Raw genomic sequence first — 12191 nt, 5'->3', positions numbered from 1 at the left:
TTCGTGCCCGTTCTGTGCTTGCCAAGGCGGTTATGCAAAGTTTCTGGCAAGTATTCCGATGGTCGGCCACCCAAAAGGGGTGTCATTCTCCAGATCAAACGTGCATCTGCTCGATGACACGCCGCTTCGCCCCCTAGGATTCCACCTATCACCTCACCGGTCTCATTCGACAGGAACCCCATGAGCGACACTTCCCCCTACGGCTTCGAGCTTGTGCGGCGTGGATACGACCGCGCTCAGGTGGACGACCGTATCTCCAAGCTCGTCTCCGACCGTGACTCCGCTCTCGCCCGCATCACCGCTCTGGAGAAGCGCATCGAGGAGCTCCACCTCGAGACGCAGAACGCCCAGGCCGCGGTGACCGACGCCGAGCCGTCCTACGCCGGTCTCGGCGCGCGCGTCGAGAAGATCCTCCGCCTCGCCGAGGAGGAGGCCAAGGACCTGCGCGAAGAGGCCCGCCGCGCCGCCGAGCAGCACCGCGAGCTCGCCGAGTCGGCGGCCCAGCAGGTGCGCAACGACGCGGAGTCCTTCTCCGCGGAGCGCAAGGCCAAGGCGGAGGACGAGGGCGTCCGGATCGTCGAGAAGGCCAAGAGCGACGCTTCGCAGCTGCGTGCCGAGGCGCAGAAGGACGCTCAGTCCAAGCGCGAGGAGGCGGACGCCCTCTTCGAGGAGACCCGCGCCAAGGCCGCGCAGGCCGCCGCAGACTTCGAGACGAACCTCGCCAAGCGCCGCGAGCAGTCCGAGCGGGACCTGGCGTCGCGTCAGCAGAAGGCGGAGAAGCGTCTCGCCGAGATCGAGCACCGCGCGGAGCAGCTCCGCCTGGAGGCCGAGAAGCTGCGCACCGACGCCGAGCGCCGCGCCCGCCAGACGGTGGAGACCGCGCAGCGTCAGGCCGAGGACATCGTCGCGGACGCGAACGCCAAGGCCGACCGGATCCGTTCGGAATCCGAGCGCGAGCTGGCGGCGCTCACCAACCGCCGCGACTCGATCAACGCCCAGCTGACGAACGTGCGCGAGATGCTGGCGACCCTCACGGGTGCGGCCGTCGCCGCGGCCGGCACGCCGGTCGCCGACGACGAGCCGATCTCGCGTGGGGTTCCGGCGCAGCAGTCCCGGTAACGCCTTCGCCTGTCGGCAGCGGCCGGACGAGGCAACGGACCCGCGTCTCCCCTCCGGGGGGCGCGGGTCTTTGGTGTCCCGGCGGCGAAGACCTGTACCTCTGCTGCCGGCGTCGTGCTGCGCCTGTGCGGTCGGGGGTGTCTGTTGTCTCGCGGGTGACTGTCGTGTGTGGCTGGGCGCGCGGTTCCTCGCGCCCCCCGGGGGGCGGGGCGGCGGAGTCGCTGGGCCGTGCAAGCCCCTGGAGGGCTGGGCGGTGGGCGGCAGGTGCTCCGGTGGCAGGGCTCCGGGGCCCGTTCTAGCGTGGCCACATGATCGAGATCGACCGGCTGACCAAGCGGTACGGCGAGAAGGTGGCGGTGAACAATCTGACCTTCGCCGTGCGGCCCGGGATCGTGACCGGGTTTCTCGGGCCGAACGGGGCCGGGAAGTCGACGACGATGCGGATGATCCTGGGGCTCGACCGGCCCACCGCGGGGGACGTACGGATCGACGGCACGCACTATGCCGGTCTCCGCGATCCGCTCACCCGCATCGGCGCGCTGCTGGACGCCAAGGCGGTGCACGGCGGCCGCAGCGCCTTCCATCACCTGCTCTGTCTGGCCCAGAGCAACGGGATCCCCCGGGCACGGGTGCACGAGGTGCTGGACACGGTCGGCCTCACCACGGTCGCGCGGAAGAAGGCCAAGGGGTTCTCCCTCGGGATGGGGCAGCGGCTCGGGATCGCCGGCGCGCTGCTCGGCGACCCCCGCATCCTGATGTTCGACGAACCGGTCAACGGCCTCGACCCCGAGGGCATCCACTGGATCCGGAACCTGATGAAGTCCCTCGCGGCACAGGGCCGGACCGTCTTCGTGTCATCGCATCTGATGAGCGAGATGACGCTGACCGCCGACCACCTCGTCGTCATCGGGCAGGGCCGGCTGCTCGCCGACACCTCGATGGCGGAGTTCATCCGGCAGAACTCACGCTCGTACGTACGCATTCGCACACCTCAGCGAGAGCGGCTGCTCGACGTGCTGCACGCGGTCGGCCTGATGGTCGTGGAGACGGGCAACGGGACGCTGGAGGTGGACGGCGGGAAACCTGAGGAGATCGGCGAGCTGGCCGCCCAGCACCAGATCGTGCTGCACGAGCTGAGCCCCCAACAGGCCTCGTTGGAGGAGGCGTTCATGCGGCTGACGGCCGAGTCGGTGGAGTACCACGCGCACGACGGCACCCCGGCGCGGACCCCGGCCCCCGTCGCCGGCTGGGGCGGCACCTGGAAGCGGGAGGGCTGACCATGGCCGCGACCCAGGTGGTCCGCTCGGAGTGGACCAAGATCCGGTCGGTGGCGTCCACGGTGTGGACGCTGTCGCTGGCCGGGGTCGTCACCGTCGTCCTCGGCGTGCTGATCTCGCTGCTGTCGAAGAACGAGTTCGACAACCTGAGCCGCCAGGACAGGTTGTCGTTCGACCCGACGTTCATCAGCTTCGCGGGAATGACCCTCGGACAGCTGGCCATGATCGTGTTCGGGGTGCTGGTCGTGTCGAACGAGTACAGCACCGGCATGATCCGGACCTCACTGGCCGCCGTCCCGCAGCGCGGCACCTTCCTCTTCGGCAAGATCGCGGTGGCCACCGCCCTCGCCTTCGCGGTGGGGCTCGTGACCAGCTTCGTGACCTTCTTCCTGGGGCAGGCGATGCTCGGTTCGCACCGCGCCGGGATCGGTGATCCGGGCGTCCTGCGCGCGGTCCTCGGCGGCGGGCTCTACATGACCCTCATCGCCATGTTCTCCATGGGCGTCGCGGCGATGCTGCGCAGCCCGATGCTGTCGCTCGGCATCCTGATGCCGTTCTTCTTCCTGATCTCCAACATCCTCGGCAACGTCGGCGCCACCGAGAAGGTCGGCCGGTACCTGCCCGACCAGGCCGGCAGCAAGATCATGCAGGTCGTCACCCCCCTGGACGACGACACACCGTACGGCCCGTGGGGCGGTCTCGCCATCATGGCGCTGTGGGTGGCCGCGGCCCTGCTCGGCGGGTATCTGATGCTGAGGCAACGGGACGCGTGAGCGTCGCGCACCGGCCGTCCCCCGTAGCCGGCGACCTGACCGGCGGCCTGACCAGCGGTTACGCACATGCCAAGCCGATGCCGCGGTGACCTGCGAGGTTTTACTCGCTCTTGGGCGGAACCGTCAACGCCCCGATAAGCTCCTCATCCATACGGGGGCGTGCGCCCCGACGTCCTCGGACGTCCTGAACCGTTCGATGGGTGCGGAGCATGATCGAGGCAGTCGGCCTGACAAAGCGCTACGGCGCCAAGACGGCCGTGTACAACCTTTCCTTCCAGGTGCGGCCGGGTGCCGTCACCGGCTTCCTGGGGCCCAACGGCTCCGGCAAGTCGACGACGATGCGCATGATCCTGGGCCTGGACAACCCCACCTCCGGGCAGGTGACGATCGGCGGCTATCCGTACCGCAAACTGCCGAACGCGGCCCGGCAGGTCGGCGCCCTCCTCGACGCCAAGGCGGTGCACGGCGGCCGCCACGCCCGGAACCACCTGCTGTCCCTGGCCCAGCTGTCCGGCATCCCGGCCCGCCGGGTGGACGAGGTGCTCGGTGTCGTCGGCCTCCAGGACGTGGCCAAGAAGCGCTCCAAGGGCTTCTCCCTCGGCATGGGCCAGCGGCTCGGCATCGCCGCCGCCCTGCTCGGCGACCCGCAGGTGCTCCTCTTCGACGAGCCGGTCAACGGCCTCGACCCCGAGGGCATCCTCTGGGTCCGCAACCTGATGAAGGCGCTGGCCGCCGAGGGCCGTACGGTCTTCGTCTCCTCGCACCTCATGAGCGAGATGGCGCTGACCGCCGACCACCTCATCGTGATCGGGCGCGGACAGCTGCTCTCCGACATGAGCATCAAGGACTTCATCTCGGCCAACTCCGCCGACTTCGCGCGGGTCCGGACGCCGGACGCCGAGCCGCAGCAGCGCGAGAAGCTGACGTCCGCGCTGACCGAGGCGGGCGGCCAGGTGCTGCCCGAGCAGGACGGCGCGCTGCGGGTCATGGGGCTGCCGCTCCCCCGCATCAGCGATCTCGCGCACGGCGCCGACGTACGCCTGTGGGAGCTGTCGCCGCACCAGGCGTCGCTGGAGGAGGCGTACATGCGGATGACGCAGGGCGCCGTCGACTACCGCTCGACCACCGACCAGAAGGCCGGCCTCCAGCAGCCCCTGCCGCCCGGCGCGCAGCCGCCGATGCCGGTGCCCGGACAGGGCCAGCCGGGCTGGTACGCCCCGCCGGCGCCCCAGAACGGCCAGCCGTACGCGCCGCAGGGCCAGCCCGTGGCGCCCGGGCAGCAGGGCCTGCCGCCTGCCGGTCCCTACGGGGCTCCTGCGCCCGTCGCCCCGGCTCCGGCGCCCGGCCAGTCCCCGCCCAACCCGTACGTCCAGGCCGCGCCCCAGGCCCCCGCGCAGCCCGCCGCCGCGCCGGCCCCGGCACCGGCCGCCCCCGCCGCGCCCGCCGCCGACCTGACGAAGTCCGAGGACGCCCGATGAGCACGCCCCAGCCGCCCCTCACGCAGCAGCCGCCCGCCCCCCAGTGGCAGGGCGCGCCGGGCACGTCGTACACCTCGCCGATCCCGGTGGTGCGCACCCACCTCGGGCACGCGATCTCCTCCGAGTGGACGAAGATCAAGTCGGTCCGCTCGACGATCTGGACGCTCGGCGTCTTCGTCGTCCTGGTGATCGGCCTGGGTCTGCTCTTCGCCCTGATCGCCTCCTCCACGGACATGAACCTGGAGGGCGAGTCCCCGCTGGGCCTCGGTCTGTTCGGACTGATGATCGGCAGCGTCTGCATCCTCACGCTCGGGGTGCTGACCACCGCCTCCGAGTACGGCACGGGCATGATCCGGACCACGATGACCGCGTGCCCGAACCGCGGCCGGGTCCTGGCCGCGAAGGCGATCGTGTTCTTCGCGCTCACGTTCACGGTCACCCTGGTCACCACCGCGTTCGTCGGTTTCGCCCAGGTGGCGATCCTGGAGGGCAACGGCGCCACGAGCCCCGACGGCCAGGAGTGGTTCAAGGCCACCGTCGGCGTGAGCCTGTTCCTCGCGCTGTTCGGGCTGCTGGCGCTGCTGATGGGCTCGCTGATCCGGCACTCCGCGGGCGCGATCACCCTCATGCTCGGCGTCTTCCTCGCCCCGCTGGTCATCGCGATCTTCATGTTCTCGGAGTCGCTGAAGGAGGTCCAGGAGTTCCTGCTGGAGTACTCGATCCCGAGCCAGCTGAGCGTCTTCTACGGCGCGGAGCTCAGCCAGTCCGGCCCGTCCGGCTGGGAGCCTCTGTGGATCATGCTCGCGCTGACGGGGGCGGCGTTCGTCGGGGCCTACGCGCTGCTGGAGCAGCGGGACGTGTGACCGGGGACCGAGGGGTGTCAGAACCTCGGCGCGTTACGGGACCGCTGCACCCGCGAGGTGCGGCGGTCCTTCGCGTTCCAGCACGCCTTGTGCCAGTGGCGGCGCTCGTCGACACCCGAGTGCTCGGGCCAGGCGACGACGTGCGGCACCCCGGAGGGGATCATCTGGTCGCAGCCGGGGCAGCGGTAGGTCTTGCCCGCCGCGCTCGCGCCCGCCACATGACGCACGCTCCACTCCTCGCCCCGCCAGGGCTCGCTGGTCTGCCAGCCGCCGTAGCGGTCCGACCGGTCGTCCTCCGCGCTGCGGCCTGACGGACCCGACGGACCCTGGTCCTTGGGGCGGTTGCGACGCGGGGACACGGGACACCTCACGGGGCTATACAGGGAGCAGGATTGGTGTCCAGCCTACGCGCGCCCGGCAGGGGTACGCGTACGTCACCAAACCCCCCAGATCGCCCTCCGCTCGGCCCATTCTGCAGACAATCGGCAAATCTCGCCGCCAGGCCGTGACTTCGGCACGTGTCACACGGTTATGCCGGTGGGGGAGCTCCCGATTCGGAGCCGAGGAAGCAGGAAGAGCGATGCACGTAGGAACATTTGTACTGGGCGCCCAGTTCCCCGGCCAGGGCCAGGGGGAGGCGCTCCACCGGGCGGTACGGACCGCGGAAGTGGCCGAGGAGGCCGGGCTGGACGCGGTCTGGCTGGCCGAGCACCACTTCGTGCCGTACGGCACCTGCCCGTCGGCGATCACCCTCGCCGCGCTGCTGCTGGGCCGCACCCGGCGCATCCGGGTCGGCACGGCGGTCAGCGTGCTGCCCACCGTCCATCCCGTGGCCCTGGGCGAGCAGGCCGCCCTGCTGCATGTGACGTCCGGCGGACGCTTCTCCCTGGGCGTCGGACGCGGTGGCCCGTGGGTCGACCTGGAGGTGTTCGGCGCCGGACTGGAGGCCTACGAGAAGGGGTTCCCGGAATCACTCGATCTGCTCATGCGCTGGCTGCGTGAGCCGTCGGTGTCGGCGTCGGGGGAACGATTCAGCTTCCGCGAGGTCCCGGTCGTCCCGAGGCCCGCCGAGGACCTGGACGAGACGCCCGGCCCGGAGGTCGTCGTCGCCTGCACCTCACCGACGAGCGTACGGCTGGCCGCCGAGCGGGGGCTGTCGATGCTCCTCGGGATGCACGTCGGGGACGAGGAGAAGTCCGAGATGGTCGCCCTGTGGCGCGAGCACGCCCGGACGGCGGGCCGTTCACCGGAGGAGATCTCCGGCGCGGCCCATGTGTCGGCCGGCGTCTGCCAGATCGCGGACCGGCGCACCGACGCCGTGGAGGCGCTCACCAAGGCGATGCCGGGCTGGCTGAAGCAGGGCCTCGACGCCCATGTGACCGTCGACGGCCGCGCCCGCGCCATGCGCGACCCGCTGGCGTACACCGAACTGCTCTGCGGGCTGCACCCGGTGGGGACCCCCCGGCTGTGCGCCGACCGCCTCGCGGCCACCAGCGAACGGACGGGCATCTCCCGCTTCGCCCTGCTCGTCGAGGGCTCCGGCGATCTGGCGGCGACGGAGGAGAACGTACGACGACTCGGTGCCGAGGTGCTGCCTCACCTCGGCTGAGCCACTACGGGGAGCTTGCCGCCCCGGTCACTGATGCACCTCCCGCGGTTGGAGCGGCAAGCCGTGCTGCGTCACGACCTCAGCAGTCCCTGAGTTCCGGGGACTGGTTGAGGAGTTGGCCGCGGATCGAGGTGAAGCGGGCCAGCCTGTCGTCCACGGACGGGTCCAGAGGGAACACCGCCACACGGTGGCAGTTCTGGAAGGCCAGCCGTACACCGAAGTGCCGCTGCAGCGCGCCGCGGATCGCGTCGCTGGCGAGCGCGCGCAGCAGTTGTCCGCGTGCCTGCTCGTCCGGCGGGGGCGTCTGGTTGTCGGCGAACTCTCCGCCGTCGACCTTCAGCTGGGCCACCAGAGAGCTGATCATCTCCCACGCGTAGGGCAGGGAGGTCCGGACGCAGTCGACGAAGTGGGCTTCGTCGACCTCGCCTCGCTCGGCCTGTTCGAGTAGGGCCGGTGAGACGTCGAGCGACATGGGTTCTCCTCTCGCACCCCCACAACAACAGGGGTTGACGGACAAGGGCGGAGGGCGCACGCCGAACACGCAGAGTGCATGGTTCGCGACCTCCAGTTTCTACGGTAAGGAACCGAACGGGGCCGCACCAGGAGATTGCGCGCACCGACACGGCGCGAGACGCACACAATCAGCCAATGCCGAACAGGAGTTGACAGAGGCACATGCCGGAGGACGACGGAAGCCCACGTGAGGGGGTTGAGGAAGGTGACGGAGGGCGACAGCGACCGCACGGGATCGGCCTGACGGTCGAACGGACCCCTGCCGGACGCGTCGGCGGCGGGGTGACCTCCGGCCGAGCCCTCACGACGGTCGAATCGCGCGCACCCGTCGGCGTCGAGTAGCGTTGCCGACCATGCGTCTCGTCATTGCCCGCTGCTCCGTCGACTACGCGGGCCGGCTCACCGCCCATCTCCCCTCGGCCCCCCGTCTGATCCTCGTGAAGGCGGACGGCAGCGTGTCTATCCACGCGGACGACCGGGCCTACAAGCCCCTCAACTGGATGTCGCCGCCCTGCACCCTGAAGGAGGGGTCGGGGGACGAGCAGGGCGTCTGGACCGTCGTCAACAAGGCGGGCGAGAAGCTCATCATCACGATGGAGGAGGTCCTCCACGACTCCTCGCACGAACTGGGCGTCGACCCGGGCCTGATCAAGGACGGCGTCGAGGCGCACCTCCAGGAACTCCTCGCCGACCGCATCGACACCCTCGGCGAGGGCTACACGCTCATCCGCCGCGAGTACATGACGGCCATCGGCCCCGTCGACATCCTGTGCCGGGACGCCGACGGCGCGACCGTCGCGGTCGAGATCAAGCGGCGCGGCGAGATCGACGGGGTGGAGCAACTCACCCGCTACCTGGAGCTGTTGAACCGCGACCCGCATCTCGCGCCGGTCCGCGGCATCTTCGCCGCCCAGGAGATCAAGCCCCAGGCCCGCGTCCTCGCCACCGACCGCGGCATCGGCTGCGCGGTCCTCGACTACGACGCCCTGCGCGGCATCGAGGACGACAAGCTGCGGCTGTTCTGAGCGCCTTCGAGGAACACGCGGGAGGGCCGGGTCCGGTGGACGGACCCGGCCCTCCCGCGTCGAACGAAGCATTGGAACGAGCCGTCGAGGCGTCGGACGGACGGCACGGAAGCTCAGGCGGGCGTCCCGCCCCGTGACTCGGCGGTGGCCACCGGAGTGCCCGCGGCGCCGGTGGACTCGACGGCCCGCCCGGAGGTCGGCGCACTGGCGCTGTTGGTGTCGTCCGGCGGCGGCGGATCCTGGCTCCCGCCACCGGTCGGCGTCGGGGTGGGCGTGGGAGTCGGCGTCGGGGTGGGTGTCGGGGTCGGCGTGGGCGAGCCGGACTCGTCCTCGGACTCCGACGGCGTCGGCTTCGGCGACGACTTCGTCGGGGACGGCGTCGGCTTGCCCGTCGGCCCCTCCGTATCGCTCGGGTCGTCCGACGGGTCGGCGCTGTCCGTGGGTGTCGGGTCGTCCGACGTGCCGTACGTGCCGTCGGGGCCCGGATCGGTCGGCTCGGGCACGGCACCCGGGGCGTCCCCGTCCTCGCCCGTCTTGGGGCGGTCCGCGACGAGCCCGCCGTCGTCGACGCCCGCGCTGGCGGAGGGGTTGACGCCGACCCTCTCCGCCGGGGTGTCGCCGCCCCGGTCGGAGGTCGCGCCGAGCATCACCACGGTGCCCAGGACGGCGGCGAGCAGGGCCCCCGCGCCCGTGGCGACCAGGTTGCGCCGGGCGCCGCCCACGAGGCTCTTGAAGCCGCCGAACCGGAGGGCGGGCGAGGCGCCGTCGGACCGGTGCGTGACGAGCGTGCTGTCGTGGGCCGGGGGACGCGACGACGGTCCACCGCCGCCGGTCGCCGCTGCCGCGCCCGTCGCCCCCGGGCCGACCACGCCGAAGCCCATCGGCGTGTAGGCGGACGGCACGCCCCCGGGCGGTGAGGCCGACTCCTCGTGCCGGGCGCCCGGCACCTCCTCCCCCGCCGCCGTACGCCCGCCGGGCGGGGTCGCCCCGGAGCGGTCGGCGACCAGGGCGAGTGCCCGGCGGCCGGCGACGGTGCCGCGCTTGTCCGCGAGGACGTTGCGCAGCCCGATGGAGGCCTCCAGCTCGGCCCGGGCGCGCTCCAGCTGCCCGCAGCAGAGCGCGAGGACACCCAGCTCGTGGTGGAAGTAGGCCTGTTCGCCGGTCTCGGCGGCGAGGGCCGCCGCTTCGGCGCCGGCCCGCAGCGCCCGCTCCCAGGCGCTCCAGCGCTGCCCCGCCGCGAACGCGGGCGCGGCCTGCCGGGCCAGCACCAGGGCGGCGCTCTCGTCGTCCTCGCCGGGCGGGGTCGTGCCCGGGACGAGCGCGGCGAGGGCGGCCAGTACGGCGTCCGCCTCGGCCGAGACCCGCTCGGGAGTGACCGAGGGGTGCCCGGCCCACCAGGCGTAGTGCTGGGCGGCGGCGCCGGCGCGTGTCTCGGCGTCGTCGGCGTACCCGGCGGCCTCCAGCTGGGTGCGCACCCCGGCGGCGAGCCGGTAGCGGGTACCGACAGGTGTCACCAGCGCGCAGCCGACCAGCTCGCCGAGGGCCGCGTCGGCGTGGGTGTCGCCCACGAGCGCGGGCAGGTGCGCCTGGTGCGGGATCTCCCCGCCGAGGGCGACCGCGAACCTGAGGGTCTCGCGGGCCGAGGCGCCCAGCCGGGAGGCGAGCAGCGCGGCGGGGGCGGCTCCCTCGGCGAGCGAGGGCAGGGGGACGTCGTGCTCGCCCGCGGCGTCGTAGGGGGCGTCGACGGGCGGTGCCTCCTGGAAGACCCCGAACTCGTCGACGGCGTCCTCGCCGGCCCGCTGCCGGTCCCGCTGCCTGAGCAGCGCCCCGGCCTGGGTGAAGCGCAGCGGCAGCCCCTCGGACTCGAACCAGAGGTCGCCGGCCCAGTTCGACTCGTCCTCGGTGAGCGGCCGCCCGACGGCGCGCTCCAGAAGCTGCTCGCTGCCGGCCCGGTCGAGACCGCCGAGGACGATCTCCTCCAGGGGCGCGTCGGGGGACGGCAGGGGGGTGTCTGGAGTGGCGGCGACGAGGAAGGCGCACTCGGGGGTCGCGTCGAGCAGCTCGTCGAGCGCGATGCCGCCGAACTCCAGGTCGTCCAGGACGACGACCGCGCCGATGTCCCGCACGATGTCGATGATCTGCTGCCGGGCGGGCCGGAACAGGGGTGTGCTGTACACGGCTGCGAACAGTTCGTACAGCAGGTCGTCGGCCGTACGCCGGAAACCGCTCAGCCGGACGACGCCGTCGGGGGCCAGGTCCGCGCAGTCCTCGGCGACCGTGTCGAGGAGGGTGGTGCGACCGGAGCCGGGGGATCCGGTGAGGCGGACGGAGCGGCCGCGGGCGAGGAGCCGTACGAGCCGGTCTCTCTCCTCGTCGCGCTGGAGCAGGGGGAGCCGGGGCAGCGAGGGGCCCGGGGGCACCGGCGGACGGGCTGCGCGGTCGAGCGCGGCGCGCTCGTCCGGCGTGTGCTTCACGGGCCGACCAGGCAGTTCGGCCGGTGGGCAGGTCTCTATCTCACTGCCGTCGACGGGGTTGACGGTGAGCAGGAAGTCGCCCGAGACGAGCTGGACGGTGCGGGCGAGTGCCGGAGCGTGCCGGTCGAAGTCCTGCGTCAGCGCGTCCCGTGGTGGACGCTTGCTCTGCGCCTGTCCGTCGTCGTGGCCGTGCTCTTCGGGTCCCCGGTTGTTCGGGTCCATCGGTTCAAGCCCCCCAAAAGCGTCTCGTGTGCTGGAGCCCCTCCCGGCCTTGCCGCACACCGCGCTGTCGCTTCTGGTCCGGAACCCGCGCGAGGGTAGCTGGCAGCGGGCAGCCGAACCCTAAACCTTTGCACAGTATCTCCGACAGTCCGGGGTCCCGCGCCGTCCGAGACATCACGGTCTCGTGAGGATTGCGCGTGTGGTGCGTTTCGCCCTCATGGTCCTCATGTCCCCATGGCCCCCTGCGTCTCCACAGCCCTCGGGGTCCGTGACGACGGAAGGGTTCAAACCGGCCGAAGGGCCGTGCCGACCGGTGGGTCATGCCGACCGGGTGTCCCGCACACACCGACGCATACGTAGAGACCCGCACACGCGTTCAGACTCTGGGCAACGACTCCAGACCGATGCCGCCCTCGATCGCCAGGATGCGGTGCAGCCGGGTGGCCACGAGCAGCCGCTGCATCTGCGGTGGCACGTCGCGCAGCACCAGCCGCCGTCCGCACCGTCCCGCCCGCCGGTGGGCTCCCATGATCACCCCGAGTCCGGTGGCGTCCCAGGAGTCCAGCTCTGACAGGTCGAGCACCAGGTCGCCGGCTCCGTCGTCGACGGCCGAGTGCAGGACCGTACGGGCGTCCGCCGCGCTGCGTACGTCGAGGCGGCCCCCGACGACCAGCTCGGCGTGGTCGCCCCTGATGTACATAAGCGCTCCCCGTGAGTGCGTCTCGTACTCCGTGATGTGGGTGATGCAACGTCTGACGGCGTTTGACACCGTCAGGTTGCCGTCTGTGAGCGAACCGATACCGAATTCACCTCAAGGGGTGAGGCCGGAGAGGCTCAT

11 protein-coding genes are annotated in these 12191 nt (G+C 71.7%); 7 read left to right on the top strand and 4 right to left on the bottom strand.

The window, feature by feature from the left end:
- The first annotated feature begins 180 nt into the window (after positions 1-180).
- The 5 genes from H4687_RS32025 to H4687_RS32005 all read left to right on the top strand — a co-directional run bounded on the left by H4687_RS32025 (position 181) and on the right by H4687_RS32005 (position 5510).
- On the top strand, positions 181-1119 hold the full coding sequence (locus tag H4687_RS32025) for a coiled-coil domain-containing protein (RefSeq protein ID WP_046914785.1): 939 nt from the start codon (positions 181-183) through the stop codon (positions 1117-1119).
- A 308-nt stretch (positions 1120-1427) separates the two neighbouring features.
- The gene (locus H4687_RS32020; RefSeq protein ID WP_050399646.1) at positions 1428-2396 is read left to right on the top strand and encodes an ABC transporter ATP-binding protein; all 969 of its coding nucleotides are present in this window, start codon (positions 1428-1430) and stop codon (positions 2394-2396) included.
- 2 nt (positions 2397-2398) lie between these two features.
- Complete coding sequence (locus H4687_RS32015; protein ID WP_050399645.1) at positions 2399-3169, top strand: ABC transporter permease; 771 nt, start codon at positions 2399-2401, stop codon at positions 3167-3169.
- Between the two features lie 209 nt (positions 3170-3378).
- Positions 3379-4647 carry an ABC transporter ATP-binding protein gene (locus tag H4687_RS32010; protein WP_050399643.1) on the top strand — a complete coding sequence of 423 codons (1269 nt, stop codon included), beginning with the start codon at positions 3379-3381 and terminating at the stop codon, positions 4645-4647.
- On the top strand, positions 4644-5510 hold the full coding sequence (locus tag H4687_RS32005) for an ABC transporter permease subunit (RefSeq protein ID WP_050399641.1): 867 nt from the start codon (positions 4644-4646) through the stop codon (positions 5508-5510). The genes H4687_RS32010 and H4687_RS32005 overlap by 4 nt, the downstream gene beginning before the upstream one ends.
- Before the next feature lie 17 nt (positions 5511-5527).
- Here H4687_RS32005 and H4687_RS32000 read toward each other — a convergent pair whose 3' ends face one another.
- Entirely contained in the window at positions 5528-5869 is a 342-nt protein-coding gene (locus tag H4687_RS32000; protein WP_046917264.1) for a hypothetical protein, read from the bottom strand.
- 221 nt (positions 5870-6090) lie between these two features.
- Here H4687_RS32000 and H4687_RS31995 point away from each other — a divergent pair, with 221 nt between their 5' ends.
- Positions 6091-7119 (top strand): LLM class flavin-dependent oxidoreductase, encoded by a 1029-nt coding sequence (locus tag H4687_RS31995; RefSeq protein ID WP_046917265.1) that lies wholly within the window; start codon positions 6091-6093, stop codon positions 7117-7119.
- A gap of 79 nt (positions 7120-7198) precedes the next feature.
- Here the strand turns inward: H4687_RS31995 and H4687_RS31990 are convergent, their stop codons facing one another.
- Positions 7199-7591, bottom strand: coding sequence for an SCO5389 family protein (locus H4687_RS31990; RefSeq protein ID WP_046917266.1), 393 nt, complete (start codon positions 7589-7591; stop codon positions 7199-7201).
- A 394-nt stretch (positions 7592-7985) separates the two neighbouring features.
- Here H4687_RS31990 and nucS point away from each other — a divergent pair, with 394 nt between their 5' ends.
- Complete coding sequence (nucS, locus tag H4687_RS31985) at positions 7986-8657, top strand: endonuclease NucS (RefSeq protein WP_046917293.1); 672 nt, start codon at positions 7986-7988, stop codon at positions 8655-8657.
- Between the two features lie 113 nt (positions 8658-8770).
- Here the strand turns inward: nucS and H4687_RS31980 are convergent, their stop codons facing one another.
- Both H4687_RS31980 and H4687_RS31975 read right to left on the bottom strand, forming a co-directional pair.
- Entirely contained in the window at positions 8771-11353 is a 2583-nt protein-coding gene (locus H4687_RS31980) for an ATPase AAA (RefSeq protein ID WP_046917268.1), read from the bottom strand.
- A gap of 376 nt (positions 11354-11729) precedes the next feature.
- On the bottom strand, positions 11730-12053 hold the full coding sequence (locus H4687_RS31975; protein ID WP_033526497.1) for an STAS domain-containing protein: 324 nt from the start codon (positions 12051-12053) through the stop codon (positions 11730-11732).
- Positions 12054-12191: the final 138 nt, after the last annotated feature.

The organism is Streptomyces stelliscabiei (genome assembly GCF_014873495.1).
GTDB classification, from domain to species: Bacteria; Actinomycetota; Actinomycetes; order Streptomycetales; family Streptomycetaceae; genus Streptomyces; species Streptomyces bottropensis.
Note: the sequence above shows the minus strand (reverse complement) of the source record. Positions and strands in the feature narration are given on the sequence as shown.